Source organism: Arthrobacter sp. SE2, assembly GCF_058244265.1.
In genome coordinates, this window is record NZ_JBZAYA010000004.1 from 34478 (window position 1) to 52993 (window position 18516).

At 66.5% G+C, this 18516-nt stretch carries 11 protein-coding genes; 8 read left to right on the forward strand and 3 right to left on the reverse strand.

Going from position 1 to position 18516, the window contains the following annotated elements:
• The first annotated feature begins 13 nt into the window (after positions 1-13).
• Genes AC4CS3_RS06910 through AC4CS3_RS06930 form a run of 5 tightly spaced genes read left to right on the forward strand, consistent with a single transcriptional unit; the run spans position 14 to position 10268 of the window.
• On the forward strand, positions 14-1450 hold the full coding sequence (locus tag AC4CS3_RS06910; RefSeq protein WP_490782789.1) for a GH1 family beta-glucosidase: 1437 nt from the start codon (positions 14-16) through the stop codon (positions 1448-1450).
• Between the two features lie 41 nt (positions 1451-1491).
• Positions 1492-3993 (forward strand): beta-glucosidase family protein, encoded by a 2502-nt coding sequence (locus tag AC4CS3_RS06915; RefSeq protein WP_490783042.1) that lies wholly within the window; start codon positions 1492-1494, stop codon positions 3991-3993.
• A complete protein-coding gene (locus tag AC4CS3_RS06920) occupies positions 3990-5519 on the forward strand; it encodes a glycoside hydrolase family 43 protein (RefSeq protein WP_490782790.1) in 1530 nt (509 codons plus the stop codon). Before AC4CS3_RS06915 ends, AC4CS3_RS06920 begins: the two co-directional genes overlap by 4 nt.
• 45 nt (positions 5520-5564) lie before the next feature.
• A complete protein-coding gene (locus AC4CS3_RS06925; RefSeq protein WP_490782791.1) occupies positions 5565-8471 on the forward strand; it encodes a family 78 glycoside hydrolase catalytic domain in 2907 nt (968 codons plus the stop codon).
• Positions 8472-8486: 15 nt separating this feature from the next.
• Positions 8487-10268, forward strand: a complete 1782-nt coding sequence (locus tag AC4CS3_RS06930; RefSeq protein ID WP_490782792.1) for a DUF5605 domain-containing protein — start codon at positions 8487-8489, stop codon at positions 10266-10268.
• Positions 10269-10349: 81 nt separating this feature from the next.
• Here AC4CS3_RS06930 and hutG read toward each other — a convergent pair whose 3' ends face one another.
• Both hutG and AC4CS3_RS06940 read right to left on the reverse strand, forming a co-directional pair.
• On the reverse strand, positions 10350-11315 hold the full coding sequence (gene hutG / locus AC4CS3_RS06935; protein ID WP_490782793.1) for a formimidoylglutamase: 966 nt from the start codon (positions 11313-11315) through the stop codon (positions 10350-10352).
• A 74-nt stretch (positions 11316-11389) separates the two neighbouring features.
• Positions 11390-12832: an NCS2 family permease gene (locus AC4CS3_RS06940; protein WP_490782794.1), complete on the reverse strand. Its 1443-nt coding sequence runs from the start codon at positions 12830-12832 to the stop codon at positions 11390-11392.
• Between the two features lie 114 nt (positions 12833-12946).
• Between AC4CS3_RS06940 and AC4CS3_RS06945 the strand changes: the two genes are divergently transcribed.
• Positions 12947-13618, forward strand: a complete 672-nt coding sequence (locus AC4CS3_RS06945; protein WP_490782795.1) for a copper resistance CopC family protein — start codon at positions 12947-12949, stop codon at positions 13616-13618.
• On the opposite strand, the gene AC4CS3_RS06950 is transcribed toward AC4CS3_RS06945, so the two are convergent.
• Complete coding sequence (locus tag AC4CS3_RS06950) at positions 13615-14235, reverse strand: FAD-binding protein (protein ID WP_490783043.1); 621 nt, start codon at positions 14233-14235, stop codon at positions 13615-13617. The genes AC4CS3_RS06945 and AC4CS3_RS06950 overlap by 4 nt on opposite strands.
• A gap of 397 nt (positions 14236-14632) precedes the next feature.
• Here AC4CS3_RS06950 and AC4CS3_RS06955 point away from each other — a divergent pair, with 397 nt between their 5' ends.
• Together AC4CS3_RS06955 and AC4CS3_RS06960 are read left to right on the forward strand one after the other, a co-directional pair.
• Complete coding sequence (locus AC4CS3_RS06955) at positions 14633-15682, forward strand: universal stress protein (protein WP_441412886.1); 1050 nt, start codon at positions 14633-14635, stop codon at positions 15680-15682.
• Positions 15683-15721: 39 nt separating this feature from the next.
• Positions 15722-18460 carry a PEP/pyruvate-binding domain-containing protein gene (locus AC4CS3_RS06960; protein WP_490782796.1) on the forward strand — a complete coding sequence of 913 codons (2739 nt, stop codon included), beginning with the start codon at positions 15722-15724 and terminating at the stop codon, positions 18458-18460.
• The last annotated feature ends 56 nt before the right edge of the window (positions 18461-18516 follow it).

Genomic DNA, 18516 nt, shown 5'->3' on the forward strand with positions numbered 1-18516 from the left:
GAAAGGCGAGCCCATGACGCAGCCGCCACTGTCCGCGAGCACGGAACTCTCCCCAGCCGCCGCTTTTCCCGCCGACTTCGCCTGGGGCGTGGCCACCGCGGCGTACCAGATCGAAGGTGCCGTCAACGAGGGCGGGCGCGGCCGGAGCATCTGGGACACCTTCTCCCACCAGCCCGGCACCACCATCCACGGTGACAACGGCGACATCGCCTGCGACCACTTCCATCGCTGGGAAGCCGATCTTGACCTCATGGCTGATCTGGGAATCCCGTCCTACCGGCTGTCCTTGTCCTGGTCCCGGCTGCAGCCCACCGGCGTCGGTCCGCTCAACCCCGAGGGGGTCCGGTTCTACCGGGATCTTCTGGCGGGCTGCGCCGCACGCGGGATCACTCCGTACGTGACGCTCTACCACTGGGACCTGCCTCAAGCCCTGCAGGACGACGGCGGCTGGCCGGCCCGGCACACTGCCTACCGTTTCGGGGAGTACTCCGGTCTCGTGGCCGAGGCCCTGGGTGAACTCGCCGAGCACTGGATCACGATCAACGAGCCGATGTGCGCCGCTTTCCTTGGCCACTCCTGGGGTATGCAGGCCCCGGGCTTCAAGGACGACCGCCTCGCCGTGCGTGCAGCCCACCACCTGCTCCTGGCCCACGGGCTGGCGCTGGCCGAATTCCGTGCCCGCCGCCCTGAGGCCAAGGTGGGCATCACCAACATCATCGGCAACCTCAACCCGGCCAGCGATTCCGAAGCCGACCGCAGGGCCACGGAATACTGGGACGCCGTCAGCAACCGGATCTTCCTGGACCCCGTCTACCGAGGCCGCTATGCCGAGTCGACCCTTGAGGCCTACGGTCAGTACGGACTGACCGCCACCGGCGAGGGGGCCGCGGCAGAAGACCTGGTCCAGCCTGTGGATTTGGCCATCATCTCTGCACCAGGCGACTTTGCCGGCATCAACCACTACACCAACATGCTGGTTTCCGCGGACGAAGCAGCCCCGGGTGGGGTGAGCTGGACGCACGTGGAGCCGGCGCCGTCGTCGTTTGGCTGGTCCAATACGCCCGATGCGCTCAAAGCGGTGCTCAAGCGGGTCGCCGCCGAGTACACCTCCCTTCCGCTGTACGTCACGGAAAACGGTGTGACGTTCCACGACTACGTGGATCCGAACGGCGAGGTCCGCGACCCCGAACGCATCGATTACCTGCGCGGGTACATTTCCGCAGTAGGAGAGGCGATCGCCGACGGCGTGGACGTTCGCGGCTACTTCGCGTGGTCCTTCATGGATAACTTCGAATGGGCCGAAGGCTACGACAAGCGCTTCGGCTTGGTCTACGTGGACTACGGCACCCAGGCCCGCATCCCCAAGTGGAGCGCGTACTGGTACCGAAACATCATCGCCACCCAACGCGAAGCCGGCGCGGCCGCAGTCACCACGGGCGCCACCGTATGAGCATCGACACTTCATCTCTCAAGACAGACAAGAAAGCCACCATGGAACTCCTCGCCGACAAGACCATCGACCAACGCCTCGAGTCCCTCCTGGCCCGGCTGAGCCTGGAGGAGAAGGTGCGGTTGCTGACGGGCCGGGATTTCTGGACGACGTGGCCGGTGGAGCGGATCGGGCTGCGGCGGATGTTGTTCTCGGACGGGCCCACCGGTGTGCGGGGCGAGGTGTGGGACGAGCGGGAACCGTCGATGAATTTCCCGTCCGCGACGGCGATCAGTTCGTCCTGGGATCCTGCGATGGCGGACCGTTTGGGGGCTGTATCGGCGGTGGAGGCCCGGCGCAAGGGGGTCGACGTCGTGCTTGGCCCGACGATCAACCTGCACCGTTCCCCGTTGGGTGGCCGGCATTTCGAGGCGTTCAGCGAGGACCCGGTCTTGACCGCTGAACTCGCGGCCGCGTATGTCGCCGGGGTGCAGCGCAATGGGGTCGGTGCGACACCGAAGCATTACGTGGCCAATGATTCGGAGACGGATCGGTTCACGGTGGATGTGCTCGTCGACGAGCGCCCCCTGCGGGAGCTGTACCTGCTGGCGTTCGAGAAGGCCATCGTGGACTCGAAGGCGTGGCTGGTAATGAGCGCGTACAACTCGGTCAACGGCGCCACGGCCACGGAGAACGAGCTGCTGGAATCCCCACTGAACACCGAGTGGGGCTTCGACGGCGTGGTGATCAGCGACTGGACCGCGGTCCGCAGCGTGGAGAGCGCGAAGCATTCCCAAGACCTGGTGATGCCCGGCCCGGACGGTCCCTGGGGTCCGGCGCTCGTGCTGGCGGTGAAGTGCGGCACGGTTTCGGAGGCCAGCATTGACCGGAAAGTGTTACGGATCCTGCAGCTCGCCGCCCGGGTGGGCGCCCTGGAGGGTTTCGAACCGGCGGCCGCGGAACAGGTTGACGGAGTGCCCGCCGAGCGGGAGGACCCGCTTGCGTTCGCGAGGGAGGCGTCCGTGGCTGGCACGGTGATGGTGAGGAACGACGGCGTGCTGCCGCTGGCTCCCGCGGCCGTCACCAGGGTGGCGGTGATCGGGCACAATGCCCGCCATGCCCGGACCCAGGGCGGCGGGTCCGCGACCGTGGTCCCGGAAAAGATCGTCACCCCGCTGGACGGGATCCGTGCCGCATTCGGCCCCGAGAACGTCAGCTACAACGTGGGCGCGGTGGTGCAGGAAGGCATCGCCGAACTGCCCCTGGAACAGCTGAGGAACCCGGTCACGGGCGAACCGGGGCTGCGGGTGCGCTTCTTTGCCTCCACCGGCAAGGAACTCTTCGCGGAGGACCGCCGCTCCACCGCGCTGGTCTGGTTCGGCGGGGACGCCCCCATCGCGGAGTCCTCCATGGTCCAGTTCCACACCCACTACACTCCCGGGGAGAGCAGCGCGATCCGCTTGGGCTTCTCCACCGTGGGGCACGGGCGGATCTTCGTGGACGGGCAACTCCGGCATGAGGCGTCCATCGAGGCCACGGGCACCGACCTGGGCGCTGCGTTCCTGGCCCCGCCCACCGCCTCCGTCCCGGTCGCGGCGACCGCGGGTGTTCCGCTGGAAGTGACGGTGGAACTGGACCTCGCCGGGCGCACCGGCGCCCTGGGCAACGCCCTGGCCGTGACCATCGGGCTCGAAGCGGACAGCACCGACCCCGAGGCCCTGATCAACGACGCCGTCGCCGCAGCGAAAGCGGCGGAGGTCGCCGTCGTCGTGGTCGGCACGAACTCCCGCGTCGAATCCGAAGGCTACGACCGCACCACCCTGGAACTGCCGGGCCTGCAGGACCGCCTGGTCCGTGCCGTCGCCGCGGCCAACCCGCGCACCGTGGTGGTGGTGAACTCCGGGTCCCCGGTGCTGCTGCCCTGGCGGGACGAGGTGGCCGCGACCCTGATCGGGTACTTCGGCGGGCAGGAATTCGGCACCGCCCTCGCCGAGATCCTGGTTGGCGCCGCCGAACCCGGCGGCCGGCTCCCGACCACCTGGCCCGCCACGCAGGAGGACGTGCCGGTCATCAACACCACCCCTGACGCGAACGGGGAACTGGCTTACACCGAAGGGATCCACATCGGCTACCGCGCCTGGCTGAAGACCGGGACGGAACCGGCCTACGAATTCGGGCACGGACTCGGCTACACCCACTGGACCCTCGACACAGCCGAGGCCCCCGCCACCGCGGCGCCCGGCGCCATCGTGCCCCTCACGGTGACGCTGTCCAACACCGGCAACCGCGCCGGCAAACAAGTGGTCCAGGTCTACGCCGAACGGCCCGGCTCCGCCGTCGACCGCCCCGTGCGCTGGCTCGTCGCCTCCGCCCCCCTGTGGGCCGAACCCGGCCAGACCCTCACCGCAACCCTGAATGTGCCCACCCGTCTCCTGGCCTACTGGGACAACGGCTGGACCTACGAACCCGGTGACTACCGCCTGCGCATCGGCACCTCAGTCAACGAGCTGCCGCTCGAAACCGTTCTCACCCTGACCGACGCAACCCTTGGAGGCGCCGCATGAAATTCCCTAACCCACTGATTCCGGGCTTCAACCCTGATCCCAGCATCGTCAAGGTCGGCGAGGACTACTATCTGGCGACCTCCACGTTCGAATACCTCCCCGGCATTCCGATCTACCACAGCACCGACCTGGTCAACTGGGACCGGGTCGGCCATGTGGTGGACCGGGAAGGGCAGCTCGACTCAAGGGACGTGCCCACCCTTGGCGGCGCTTGGGCACCCACCATCCGTTTCCACGACGGCCTGTTCTACGTCGCTGTCACCGACGCCATGGCGCGGGGGACCCTGGTGTTCACTGCCAAGGACCCCTCCGGCCCGTGGAGCGACGGACTCGTCATTGAAGGCGCCATCGGGATCGACCAGGATCTTGCCTGGGACGAGGACGGCACCGCCTACATGACGTACTCGGGACTCGACACGGTCACCGGGAACATCGGCGAGCACGGCGGCATCCTCCAGCTTCGCGTGGATTTGGAAGCGGGCAAGGCTCTTGAGGAACCCCGGAGCGTGTGGTCCGGCACCGGCCTGATGTTCCCCGAAGCACCGCACCTGTACCGCCATGGCGACTACTGGTACCTCATGATCGCCGAGGGCGGCACTGAGCGCGGACACAGCGTCAGCATTGCCCGCGGAACGTCGCCGGCCGGTCCGTTCGAGGGCAACCCCGCCAACCCCATCCTGAGCGCCCGCAGCACCGACCGTCCCATCCAGAACACCGGCCACGGCGACCTCGTGCAGACGCCCGACGGCGGCTGGGCCATGGTGCTGTTGGGCATGCGGCCCAAGGGCATGACCCGGGCCTTCTCCGCCTTGGGCAGGGAAACCTTCATCGCCCCGGTCACGTGGGAGGACGGCTGGCCCGTCGTCGAACCGGTCATCCTCAACCCGCGCCCCGGCGGCGGCGAGTTCGAGGACAACTTTGCGGACGCCGAGCTCGACGGCGGCTGGATCGCCGTGCGGCGATTCCCCGGCACGTTCGCATCCGTGGAGAAGAACCCCGGGCGCCTCACCCTGGTCAGCGACGGCACCGGCCTGGACGATTCCCGGCCTTCCTTCCTGGGGCGCCGCCAGCGCTACCAGGTGGAGACCATCGCCGCGCTGGTGGACACCGGATCTCCCGAGGAACTTGACCCTCTTGCCGGGAAGGGGAACGCCGGTGGACTCGCCGTCCGTTATGACGAGGCGCACCACTATTCGATCGAACTGAACGGGACCACTCTCACGGCAAGGGCACGGATTTCCTCAATCGAACAATGCTGGACGCGACAGGTTCCTCCGGGGCCGCTGGAACTTCGCATCGAAACCCGCCAGCCGGATTCGGGTGTGGGCTTCGGGCACCTGAGCTCGGACACCATCGCCCTCCATGCGATCGTCGACGGCGAACTGGTCACCTTGGCCGAACTGGACGGCCGCTACCTCTCGGCGGAAACCGCGGCCTCCTTTACGGGACGGGTTGCCGGCGTCTTCGTGAGCGGCGGCACGGTCACGTTCGACTGGTTCCGTAGTGAAGGCCGCGAACCACAGTAGGAACTCCAGCGCCCGCCCACCCACCGTTTTCCGAAAGGCCCCTCCGTGACATCAACCTACCTGGCACCGCAGCCAGCGGGTCTCCGCCAGACTTCTGTCAGCCGGTTCAGCGCTGAGTACCGGACTGACACCGCCTTCGTGGCCAATCCGCGGCCGCGGCTCAGTTGGGTCGTCGCCACTGACAGCATGGATTGGCAGCAGATTCGTGCCGAACTGCGGCTGAAGCGTGAAGGGACTGTCGAGTCGGCAGTGCACGAAGGCCCTGAATCGGTGCTGGTGGACTGGCCTTTTGCGGCCGTCGCCGCCGGGGAACAGGTCGCGGTCGAGGTGCGGGTCACGGGGAACGACGGCGGCAACACCGCTTGGAGCGAACCCTTGACCTTGGCGGGCGGTTACCTTGAAGGGCCATGGCAAGCCGAGGCCATCGGCTTGCCCGCCGTCGCCGGAGTGGAAACCCCGCTGGGGCAGCCGGGACAGCTGCGCCACGAATTCACGGTAGGCCCGGGCTTGGCCAAAGCCACCTTGTTCGCCACCGCGCACGGCGTCTACCAGGCCGAAATCAACGGCTTGGAAGTGGATGACCACGTGCTCAAACCGGGTTGGACCGCCTATGCGGACCGACTCAACCACGAAACCACCGACGTCACATCGCTCCTCCAACCGGGGGCCAACGCTATTGGTGTGTGGCTCGCGGGAGGCTGGTACACGGAAAAGTACGGCTTCCACGGCTTCGCTAAACCGTTCTACGGCGTGCAGCCGGCCGTCAAAGTGGAACTGCATCTCGAATACGCAGACGGTACACGTCAAACCGTGGCCAGCGGACCGGACTGGCGGGGCACCACAGCGGGCCCGCTCGTTTCCAGCGGCATCTACGCGGGGGAAGCCTTCGATGCGCGGCGCCTGGAGGTCGGCTGGTCATCGCCGGGCTTCGACGATTCACACTGGCTTCCCGCGTACGTGGACTCCGGAGCAGCGGACTTCGAGTTGTGGGCGGAAGCAACTCCCGCCGTAGCGCCTCCGGTCCGTCGGATCGAAGAAATGCCAGTCATGGAAGTCCTGACCACGCCCTCCGGTGCCGCCGTCCTGGACTTCGGCCAGAACCTGGTGGGACGCCTGCGGATCCGGGTAAGCGGCGATGCAGGACATCGGATCACGCTCCGCCACGCTGAGGTCCTGGAGGGTGGTGAACTGTCCCTTCGTCCGCTTCGCCTGGCCTCCGCCACGGACAGCTACACGCTCGCCGGCGGCGAAAACGGTGCCCCGGAAGAAGAATGGGAGCCCCGCTTCACGTTCCATGGGTTCCGCTACGCCCAAGTAGACAACTGGCCCGGCGAGCTGGACCCGGCGGCGATTACCGCCGTCGTCATCCACAACGACATGCGCCGCACCGGCTGGTTCGAGTGTTCGGACCCGATGTTGAACCGGCTGCACGAGAACGCCCTGTGGGGAATGCGCGGCAACTTCCTGGCGCTGCCCACCGACTGCCCGCAGCGCGACGAGAGGCTTGGCTGGACCGGAGACATCCAGGTATTCAGCCCCACGGCCAGCTACCTGTACGACTCCTTGGGGTTCCTCAGTTCCTGGCTGCAGGATCTCGCCATCGAGCAAAGCCACCGCAACGGCGTGGTGCCTATTGTCGTACCGGCGGTGCTCGGCATGCTGGAATCGCCGGTGGCCGCCTGGGGTGACGCCGCCACCGTGGTTCCGTGGGTGCTCTATGAACGCTTCGGTGACCGTGGACTGCTGGGAAGGCAGTACCAAAGCATGAGCGATTGGGCCGATGCGTTGCTCCGCGTCCGGGACAGTTCGGGGTTGTGGCAGGGCCAGATGCAGCTGGGCGACTGGTTGGACCCGGCAGCACCGCCGGACAAGCCCGGCGCCGCCCGCACCCATGGCGACATCGTGGCCGGCGCCTACCTTTTCCGTTCCCTCGACCTCACGGCCAAGGCCGCGGCCGTGCTGGGCGCCGACGACGACCACGGCAAATACTCAACCCTCGCCGAAGGCGTGCGCAGCGCGTTCCTCTCCGAGTACGTCACGCCCTCCGGCCGCATGGTCTCCGATGCCCAGACAGCCTACTCGCTGGCACTCATGTTCGGGATCAGCACGGATCCCGTCCAGCGCCAGGCACTTGGCGACCGGCTCGCGGAGCTCGCGCGGCTGGGCGGCTACAGGATCGCCACCGGGTTCGTCGGCACGCCACTCATCGCGGACGCCCTGACAATCACCGGGCACTTGGATGCTGCCGAGCGCTTGCTCACCCAGACCGAATGCCCGTCCTGGCTTTACCCGGTCACCCAGGGTGCCACCACCATCTGGGAACGCTGGGACTCCATCTTGGAGGACGGCAGCATCAACCCAGGCGAAATGACGTCCTTCAACCACTACGCGCTCGGCGCCATTGCCGACTGGATGCACCGGACGGTGGCGGGCCTGGCTCCTGCGGGGCCCGGATACCGGAAACAGGGCATCGCCCCGCGTCCGCTCCGCAGCCTGGAGCATGCCAGCACCTCACACGAGACGCCTTACGGGCTGGCTAGTGTGGCCTGGAAGCGTTCCGGCGAGCGAATCCTTGTGGAAGCAGTCGTGCCTCCGGGGACCACCGCCGTCGTTTCTTTGCCGGACGGTTCCGAAGAGTTCGAGGTGGGATCCGGTCGGTACGCCTGGACCGTGCCCGACGCCGGGCCTCCCGCGGCGCCCGGTGCCGTGTCCCTGGACTCGCCGCTGTCCGCCATCATGGACGATCCCGAGGCCTACGCGGCAGTCTGGCAGGCCATCGACGCGCACGATCCCGTCGCGGCCGCCCAATTCCGCAAGAACACCGTCTGGTACCGCCAGACGTCGCTGAATCAGGGGCTGATCTTCACTCCAGCGCCTATCAAGGAAGACATCGGCTCCGCATTGTTGGCCCTGAACGGCACACGCGCTGCTGTCCCGTCCACGAAATCCTGAAACGAGAAGGCAAAGATGACCACGTTCACCACTGAAAGCCCCCTGTACTTCGTGATGCGGCACGCCGAAGGCAACCGCATCCTGAGCGAGCGCGTCCCTACCCTTGTTAACAGCCCGGCGCTGCACACGCTCTACTTCCACGAGGTGGGCACCATCTTGGGGACCGAAGAAGCCCTGCAGGGGAAGCCCGAGGAAACCGCGGAAATCCTGCGCCTCCTCGGCGAGTTGGAACCCGAGGATCTTGTTGCCCAGCGCGCGGCTGAGGCGGCGGCTGACCTTCCCGCCCCGTCCGGGGACTATGAGCTTGGCTCTGTGGTGCGCGGCAGTGCGATTGCCGCATACCCGACGACGGCGGCCGCCCGGGAGCGGTTCGAGCTCACCCTCGCCGGCCCGTCGCACGGCAATCCGTTCACAGATGTCGAAGTCCGGGCCGTGTTCACGTCTCCGTCCGGCGGCACGCTCAGTGTGCCGGGTTTCTACGACGGCGGCGGTGTGTACCGCGTGCGATTGCTGGTGCCGGAGGCGGGGGAGTGGACGTTCAGCACCGTGAGCAACGCGCGCTCGCTGGACGGCGTCACCGGCGCGTTCACCGCCGGCGAGGCGGTTGCCGGGGCGAAGGGGGTTGTCCGGGTGGCCAAGGCTTTCCACTTCGCCTACGAGGACGGCACCACGTACCTGCCCATCGGCACTACGTCCTATGCGTGGACCCATCAGGGCGATGCCCTGGAGAAGCAGACCCTCGACACACTGGCCGCCGGGCCGTTCAACAAGATGCGCATGTGCGTGTTCCCGAAGTCCTACTTGTTCAACGAGGACGAACCGGAGCTGTACCCGTTCGAAGGATCCCTCGCTGCCGGGTTCGACTTCGAGCGGCCCAACCCGGAGTTTTATCGGCATCTGGAACACAGGATCGGGCAGCTGGAGGAGCTCGGCATCGAGGCGGACCTGATCCTGTTCCACGCCTATGACCGCTGGGGCTTTTCCACCATGAGTCCGGGCCAGGATGACCGCTACCTGAAGTACGTGGTGGCCCGGCTGGCTTCGCACCGGAACATCTGGTGGTCCCTGGCCAACGAGTACGATCTGTTGTTCCGCAAGACCACCGAGGACTGGGAACGCTTCGCCGGCATCGTCCAAGCCAATGATCCCAACGGTCACCTGCTGTCCATCCACAATTGCCATGCGTTCTACGACTACTCCCGGCCGTGGATCACGCACAGCAGCATCCAACGCCAGGACGTGCACAAGACGGCCGAATTCACCGAGGAATGGCGGGAACGCTGGGGCAAACCGGTGGTCATCGACGAGTGCGCCTACGAGGGCAACATCGACCAGGGCTGGGGAAACATCACCGGAGAGGAAATGACCCGGCGGTTCTGGGAAGGGGCCGTCCGGGGCGGCTACGTAGGCCACGGCGAAACCTACATGCATTCCCACGACGTGCTGTGGTGGGCCAAGGGCGGGGAATTCCATGGGTCCAGCCCGGACCGGATCGCCTTCCTGCGCCGCATCCTCGAGGAAACCCCGGGAGGGTTCCTCGAGCCGCTGCCCAGCGCCTGGGACGTCCCGACCGCCGGCATCCGGCACGAGTACGAGCTCAGCTATTTCGGTTTCAACCAGCCCACCTACCGGAACTTTGTGATGCCTGCCGGCCGCCGCTACGAGGTGGACATCATCGACAGCTGGAACATGACCATTTCAACCTTGCCCGACGCCGTGGAAGGACGCTTCCGCTTGGAGCTCCCCGGCCGCCAGTTCATCGCCGTCAGGCTCCGCGCCGCGGGCAGGCCCAACTAGCTCGCATTTGTTGTCGTTTTGAGGGCCCAGAACGACAACAAATGCGAGTCAGTTGGGTGGGCACGGCACCTTGGGGAACGGCTACGCCAGCAGCGTGTTCACCAAGCGCGCGGCCACCTTGGCGGTCCGCGAGTCGATATCGAACTCGGGGTTGAGCTCGGCAACGTCCAAGTGCAGGAGTTTCCCGCTCGCGGCAAGTTGCTTGCACACGGCGATGATGACGGGCAGCGGCACGCCATACGCTGCGGGGGCGCTCACCCCGGGAGCCACAGACGCCGGCAGTACGTCCAGGTCAATCGTCAGGTAGAGCACGTCCACGGTGTCCAGGAACCGTGCTACGAATTCCTGCACGGCCTCCGCGGAGCAGTCTTCGTCCTGCAGGTACTTCACGCCGAGGCGGTCTGCCGTGTCGAAGAGGGTGCGCGTGTTGTTGGGCTCGGAGATTCCGACGACGGCGTAGTTCAGTTCGCGGCCCTCGGCGGCTTCCGCCCGGGCCATCTGAAGGAACGGCGTGCCCGAGCTCGGCACAGGCTCGTCCCGCAAGTCGAAGTGCGCATCCAGGTTCAGGACGCCGAGGCGCTTGCCGCTCGCCACAGCCTCCGAGCCGGCCACGCCCAGGTAGCTGGCGAAGGCAGTTTCGTGCCCGCCGCCGAGCAGCACGGTGAGCTTGCCGGCGTCGAGCAATTCCGAAATCACGCGGCCCGCGCGCTCTTGGCCGGCCTCGAGCGAGCAGTCCTCCACAACGACGTCGCCGGCGTCGAACACGTCCCGGTCCAGATGGAAAGCCAGCGGGCCCAAGGCTTGGCGGATAGCCTCGGGCGCGGCCGCCGCGCCGATACGGCCCTTGTTGCGCCGCACGCCTTCGTCACTGCGGAAGCCCACGACGACGGCGGGCCGGGGCCCCGCTCCTGTCGCGCCGGGGGCGGCTACCTCCGGAGTGTGGGGCGCGACGGCCTGCCACCAGCGGCGGTGCTCATCGCCGTCGCCGTCGAAGCGGCCGGTCCACGGCGTCGGGCGGACATCGGCAACAGCGGGGGAAATCTCCATGATTCAAGCTCAGCGCATGGCGGCACCGAAAAGTACCGCTTGCGGGCGGCGGGTGTCCGGTATTCCGGAAAGGCCTACTTGACGCCCAGAATCTCCTCGACGGGACCGATCCCGAAGAACAGCAGGAATGCCGCGGCAACAGTCCACATGAGCGGATGGACTTCGCGGGCCCGGCCCTGGAAGGTGCGGATGAGTGCGAAGGAGATGAACCCGGCGCCCAGGCCGTTGGCGATCGAGTAGGTGAACGGCATGAGGGACATGGTCAGGAACGCGGGAATGCCGACACCCCAGTCCTGCCAGTGGATCTTGCCCACCTGGGACACCATCATGAAACCCACCACCACCAGGGCGGGAGCGACGGCCTCGAACGGGACCAGGTTGATGAGCGGGGTGAAGAACATGGCCACGAGGAACAGCAGACCGGTCACGATCGAGGCCAAGCCGGTCCGTGCACCTTCGCCGATGCCGGCGCCCGATTCCACGAAGATCTGGTTGGAGGACACGGATGAACCGCCGCCGATGATCGCACCGAGCGCGTCCACTTGCAGGACGCGGTCCACGTTGGGGATGTTTCCGTGCTTGTCGATGTTTCCAGCTTCCCTGGCGAGGCCCACCATGGTGCCCATGGCGTCGAAGAAGATGCTGAGCAGGATCACGAACGCCAGCAGTGTGGCTGCGATGATGCCAAGGTGCTGGAACGCGCCGAAGGGGTTCGCCTTGCCGATGAGGGACAAGTCCGGCGCGGCCCACTCGGTGAACTTGGGCGCCACCAGGGACCAGCCACGCGGGTTGTAGGTCTTGCCGTCGAAGCTCGGGCCGATGTGCAGGGTGAATTCCAGGATGGCCGCGAGGGCCGTGGAGACGATGATGCCGATCAGGATAGCGCCACGAACCTTGCGGACCACAAGGGCGATGGTCAGCACCAGGCCAACGACAAACACCAGGGTGGGCCAGCCAAGCAGCTTGCCGTCGACGCCCAGGCCAAGCGGGACCGTGGTGCCGGCGGCGTCCGGGATGCGGCGCACGAAGCCGGCGTTGACCAGGCCGATCAGGGCGATGAAGAGGCCGATGCCCACCACGATCGCGGTTTTCAGGGCCTCAGGCACGGCTTTGAAGACCGCGGTCCGGAAACCCGTGAGCACCAGGATCAGCATGGTCAGGCCCGAAAGCATTACCAGGCCCATCATGTCGGGCCACGTCAGGCCGGGGTGCGAGGCAATGGTGACTGCCACGAAGGCGTTGACGCCCAGCCCGGTAGCTATGGCGAAGGGGTGCTTGGCCCACGCTCCCATGAGGATCGTCAGGATGCCGGCTACGAAGGCCGTGGTGGCGGCGACCGCCGCGAAGCCAAGGGAAGCGCCACTCGAGTCCGTCCCGGAAAGGATCAAAGGATTGAGGACCACGATGTAGCTCATGGCAAAGAACGTCGCGAAGCCGCCTCGGATTTCTCGCGAGTAGTTGGATCCGCGTTCCGAAATCTTGAAGTAGCGGTCGATGGCTGAGCCCTGCTTGAGCATGGAAGTCTCCGGGGATCGGGGAAGTGTGCTCTCAAATCCTATGCCCGCGGCTTCGGCCCTCCCGCGAATTCGCCTAGTCTGTAAGGAATCCAACACCAAGGGAGTCATTCGCTCATGCGCCCTATCCGCCAGCTGCTGGCCGTCGTCGTCGCTTTCGCCGCGGTTCTGTTCTCTGCCGCTCTGTTCTCGGCGGCACCCGCCTTCGCGCACGACGTCGCCGAGTCAACGTCACCGGCCAACGGCTCAACGGTTGCCAACGTCCCGGACTCGGTGTCCATCACGTTCAACAACCGGCCGCTCCTGCTCGGCTCGCAGATCCGGGTGAACGACGCCTCAGGCCAGAACTGGGCAGATGGTTCGGTGGAGATTGTGGACGCCGTGGTGTCGCAGAAGCTGCGGCCGGGCGCGCCTGCCGGCGCCTTCACCGTCATTTGGCGAGTTGTCAGTTCGGATTCGCACCCCATCGAAGGCACCTTCACCTTCACCGCCAAGGCAGGAAGTACGACGGCGGGCAGCGGCTCCGCGAGCACCGCACCTTCGGTGGAGGTGCCCACCGCCGGCACGGCCGCACCGGGTTCCACGGCGACGCCGGAGAAGGTGCCCGATGCCTCCCAGCCGTTCCCCTGGAGCATTGTGGTCTTCGCGGTGGTGGCTGCGGGCTTGCTGGTCTTCCTGGGCATCACGGCACGACGCCAGCTCGCAGGCGGGGGTTCTGATGATTCCGCGGATGCCGAGGATTCCGACGATGCCGAGGACGAGCCCAGCAGCCCAGGGAAGAAGCCCTAGGCCAAGGCAGGAACTGCTGCAAAGGTGCCGGTGAGGGCCCCGTGCACGCTGTCCGGGTAGACCTTGGCGGATATCGCCTGGCCTACCACCTTGGCTTGGCGCAGGACTTCCTTCGGGGTGGGCGTGGCAAGTTCGCCGACGCCAACAAGGTACATTCCAATCGCGCGCATGGCTGCGACGAGGTTCTGGCCGATCGCGATGCCGAGCTCGGCAAGCATCCGCCGCAACTGGCTTTGTCCACAACGGGTGACAACGACGTGGTCGGCCAGGAGAACTCCGTTTGCAGTGTGGACGGCCCACTGGGTCCCCACGGCAACTTCGTCCAGGCGATCGAGCCGGACGGCTCGCGTCGTGTTTCGCACATCGAGCCCGTGACTGGCTGCGTAATTGCGCAGATGCCGCAGGATTTCGCTGCGCTCCTGGAGGCACGCTGCGTCCGCGGCGTCGCAGCGCTGCAGGATGCCGGTGTTGAGCGGCTGTAAGGGTGCGGGGACATACATTCCGTCCACCACGATGGCGTCTACGCCGTAGCGGCTGAGTTCGCTGGCCACGGCCAAGCCAGGCATACCGGCACCGATGACCACAGCAGTGGTGCGTTCCGTACTCGCAGCAGGCATGGTTGACACAGCTTGGCTCCTCTTTGAAGGTGCGTTGCCGAGGCAACACCGTCGGTGGCGTCCGGGTCCCCAAGCGGTCGCGAATGATGGCCGTTGATGTGTTGAAAAACACGATCCCCGGTCACCAGTGCCTCGAACATTACAGAAGAAATCCCGTGGTGGATAGCCCCGGCACCGGCATGTCCGCCGATGCGTTTTTCGTGCCACGATTCGGCAGATTTCCACGCCCTCGGTCGGGTTTCCACATGCGCTTCTTCCGGCTTGATTCGGCCCTTGCAAACGAGAATAGTGAGCATTGGAGGCCGCAACTCACGGCAGTCAAGCGAGAAACACGTTGTGGGCGCAGCCTCTGGCAGAATAGCCGCAACATCAGCAGCAGTGCGAGGAGGCAGGCCCCATGGACCAGCACGGCAAACACTCTGAGAGCCATCGACCAGAGACCGAAGGCAACAGGGAGGAACCATCCATTGCCCCAGGCGGGATTGTGGTGGGCGTTGACGGCAGCGAACACGGGCAATGCGCCCTCATTTGGGCCGCCCGCGAGGCTGAACGCAGGCAGCTTCCCCTGCATGTAGTCACGGCCTACTCCGTGCCCATCTTCGCGGCTTCCGGCCTGGACGGCGGCTATGCAACAGTGGATGACTCCGTTATCCGGGACGGCGCCGAAGCAATCGTCAAGCAGGCCCTCGAGAAGGTTTCCGGCTACGCCATCGACGTCGATGGATCGGTGGAGAACGGAGATGCCTCCGGCGTGCTGCTCGATCTGTCCGAAACGGCCGAGCTCCTGGTCTTCGGCACCCGGGGACGCGGAGGGTTCGTCGGCAGGCTCCTGGGCTCCGTGAGCAGTGCCCTGCCGGCGCACTCCAAGTGCCCCACCGTGACAGTCCCGCTCTTCTGCGCGGACCGATTGGGCGAAACCACAGACGACAAGCACATCAAGGCCGAACGCGCGAAGGCCGGTTCCCGCGTGATCGAAAACGTCGTCGCAGTCGGCGTGGACGGCTCCGAACAGGCCCGCGTTGCCGTCCTGGAAGCCGCAGAGCAGGCCGAACGCATGGGCGCCAAGCTGCGCGTCATCTGCGCCGTACCCGAGTACAGCGGTTCCTTGGCGTGGGTTCCGGCACCCCTGGACCGGGAGGCGCTCTTCAAGGACATCAGGGTTCAGCTCGACGCAGGCCTGGCGTGGCTCAAGAGCCACTTCCCCAAGCTTCCAGCGGAAACTCAACTACTTGATGGTTCGCCCGTAGAAGTTCTCGTGGAAGTGAGCCGCAGCGTCGAACTCGTGGTGCTGGGCACGCGCGGGCGGGGAGGCTTCGCAGGAATGCTCCTGGGATCGACGTCGGATGGCGTCCTGCACCATGCCAAAGGACCCGTGCTGGTTGTTCCCGACCGCGAGGACCCCAGGCTGGCGGACCGCGCCAACTTCGGTCCGATGCTCGCCGCATAACAGGCAAACCCAAGGACCGGTGGACGCAGGCGGACGGCAATGGTGGAGCATGCACAGCCCGGTGAGGCATCGCGCTTGATCGTCGAGCTGCGCCGGATCCGGGCAACCATGCTTCCAGAGGTCGGCGGCAAGGCGGCCAATCTCGGCGAGCTGATCTGGGCGGGACTTCCGGTCCCGCCCGGGTTTTGCCTGACCACCGAGGCTTACCAGCGAGCGCTTCAGCCCGATGGCAGCTCCGGGTCGGCGCTCCCGGACATCCTCCGTGGCCTTGAGGCCGTGGAACCCGGCGACCTTGAGGGGCTCGCTTCCCTCGCGGCCCGCGCCAGGGAAGCGGTGCTCGACGCCGGGATCCCGGCCGACGTCGAAGACGCCGTTCGCTCGGCCTACTCCGCGCTGGGCTCGGAAGTCGCGGTGGCCGTCAGGTCCTCTGCCACGGCCGAGGACCTGCCTTTTGCGAGTTTCGCCGGCCAGCAGGACACCTACCTGAACGTCGTGGGGGCCGACGCCGTGCTGCAGGCCGTCCGGAAGTGCTGGGCGTCGCTGTGGACCGACCGGGCGGCCAGCTACCGCGCAAGCAACGGAATCGACCACGCGAAGGTGACGCTCGCCGTCGTCGTCCAACGGATGGTGGAGGCTGAAGCTGCAGGGGTGTTGTTCACCGCCAATCCGGTGACCGGGCGGCGCCGCGAGGCGGTCATCGACGCCAACCCGGGGCTCGGTGAGGCCGTGGTGTCCGGCGCGGTGAATCCGGACCATTTTGTGGTGGATTCCCTCACCGGCAGGATCACGGAACGAAGGATCGGCGACCGGAAGCTCGTGATTCGCTCCATTCCCGGCGGCGGGACCGAAAGACTCGGCCCGGCGGCGCAGGCCGAAGACGGAACAGCCGGGGATGCCTGCCTTGCCGACTCCCAGATCAGGGCGCTCGCTGTCCTTGGCCAGCGCGTCGAGGAGCATTACGGAGCACCGCAGGACACTGAATGGGCCATCGATGGCGAGGGCAAACTGTGGCTCACCCAAGCCCGGCCTATCACCACGCTCTACCCCCAAATGACCCGCCAACCCGCAGTCCCCGGGCCCCACGCGTACCTTTGCTTCAGCCTCGCCCAAGGGCTCACCCGTCCCCTGACTCCCATGGGCCTCGCGGGCATCCGGCTCATGGGGTCCTCGGTAGCCGACGCGGCGGGATTCCGCGTTCCCGAACCGCGGGACGGGCCTTCGCCCTACTACGAGGCAGGGGAGCGGATCTATTTTGACCTCACTTCCGTGTTCCGAAGCAAGGCCGGGCGGGCCATCGTGCCCAGGATCTTCGACGTCATGGAAGCACGTTCCGCGGCCATTGTGCGCGGCCTGTTCGAGGACCCGCGTTTCGCCGTCACCAGCAAGACGCCCTTCAAACTGCTCAGGCACGTTGGCCCGATCGTGCTCCGCTTCCGCCTTCCGGAGATCCTCCTGCGCGCCCTCTTTCGGCCGGACGTTGCCCTCGACAAGGTGGAACAGCTGGGCGGGAAACTGAAGGCCATACATGAAGTTCCCGCCGATGCCGCTCCCCGTGAAAAGCTGGACAACGCCGAGCGGATACTTCGCGAGGGATTATTCCCCATACTGCCCAATATCCTGCCTCCGGTAGCTCTTGGCTTCGCGATGATCGGGGTGGTCCGGAAGATACTTGGCGAGCAGGCCTCCTGGGGTGAGCTTCAAACCATCATCCGCGGCCTGCCCAACAACGTCACCACCGAAATGGACCTTGCCCTGTGGCGGCTCTCGGCCAGCATCCGCGACGATCCCGCTTCCGCGGAGGCCTTTACCGGTGGCGATCCCGCTGAGCTCGCGGAGCGCTACCGCGGCGGCGGGCTTCCGGTCGTCGCGCGGGCGGGATTGGCCTCGTTCCTGCGCGACTACGGGCACCGGGCCATCGCGGAAATCGACCTGGGCATGCCCCGCTGGTCCGACGACCCCACCCACATCATCGGAGTCCTGGTCAATTACCTTCGCCTCGACGATCCCCGCCTGGCGCCGGACAAACAGTTCGAAAAAGCTGCCCACGACGCCGAGGAGCAAGTCGCCGTGCTGGTGGCCCGTGCACGGTCCAAGAGTCCGTTGCACGCGAGGATCGTGAAAATGGCCCTTGAACGGACACGCATGTTTGCGGGACTGCGTGAGCTTCCCAAGGACCACCTCGTGCGGGGCTTCGCCGCGGTCCGCGCCCAGCTTTCGGAAGTAGGGGAGGCCTTGGCGGACGCGGGAGTCATCGACGACGCCGGCGACGTCTTCTTCCTGGATTTCAATGACGCCCGCCGCGGCTTGGACGGCAAGCATTTCCACGATCTGGTAGCGCAGCGGCGCGAGGCTTACGAACTTGAACTCAAGCGCCGGCACGTGCCGCGCGTACTGCTCTCCGACGGCACCGAGCCGGAAGCCCTGCCCGGTTTCCTGAGCGGCGGGACGGGGGCACCGGCGTCGGACGGCATGCTGCTGGGAACTCCGGCTTCGGCGGGAACAGTGACGGCGGTAGCAAGGGTGATCATGGACCCGGTGGGCGCGCATCTCGAACCCGGAGAAATCCTGATCGCGCCCTCCACGGATCCCGGCTGGACGCCCCTGTTCCTGACCGCCGGCGGACTCGTGATGGAGATGGGCGGGCCCAACTCACACGGCGCCGTCGTGGCTCGTGAGTACGGGATTCCCGCAGTCGTCGGCGTCCCGGATGCCACGTCCCGGATCAGTTCCGGCGACACGATCACAGTGGACGGCGCCGCGGGGACGGTGGCTATCTAGCCGAAACCGTGGGTGTGGTCCGGGAGCTGCGTTCCGGAACGCAGCGTGCGGCCCGC

Bases quoted from the DNA above. Each gene is read 5' to 3' on its own strand.
- AC4CS3_RS06910 (WP_490782789.1), top strand. From the start codon at position 14: ATGACGCAGCCGCCACTGTCCGCGAGCACGGAACTCTCCCCAGCCGCC.
- AC4CS3_RS06915 (WP_490783042.1), top strand. From the start codon at position 1,492: ATGGAACTCCTCGCCGACAAGACCATCGACCAACGCCTCGAGTCCCTC.
- AC4CS3_RS06920 (WP_490782790.1), top strand. From the start codon at position 3,990: ATGAAATTCCCTAACCCACTGATTCCGGGCTTCAACCCTGATCCCAGC.
- AC4CS3_RS06930 (WP_490782792.1), top strand. From the start codon at position 8,487: ATGACCACGTTCACCACTGAAAGCCCCCTGTACTTCGTGATGCGGCAC.
- hutG (WP_490782793.1), bottom strand. From the start codon at position 11,315: ATGGAGATTTCCCCCGCTGTTGCCGATGTCCGCCCGACGCCGTGGACC.
- AC4CS3_RS06940 (WP_490782794.1), bottom strand. From the start codon at position 12,832: ATGCTCAAGCAGGGCTCAGCCATCGACCGCTACTTCAAGATTTCGGAA.
- AC4CS3_RS06945 (WP_490782795.1), top strand. From the start codon at position 12,947: ATGCGCCCTATCCGCCAGCTGCTGGCCGTCGTCGTCGCTTTCGCCGCG.
- AC4CS3_RS06950 (WP_490783043.1), bottom strand. From the start codon at position 14,235: ATGCCTGCTGCGAGTACGGAACGCACCACTGCTGTGGTCATCGGTGCC.
- AC4CS3_RS06955 (WP_441412886.1), top strand. From the start codon at position 14,633: ATGGACCAGCACGGCAAACACTCTGAGAGCCATCGACCAGAGACCGAA.
- AC4CS3_RS06960 (WP_490782796.1), top strand. From the start codon at position 15,722: ATGGTGGAGCATGCACAGCCCGGTGAGGCATCGCGCTTGATCGTCGAG.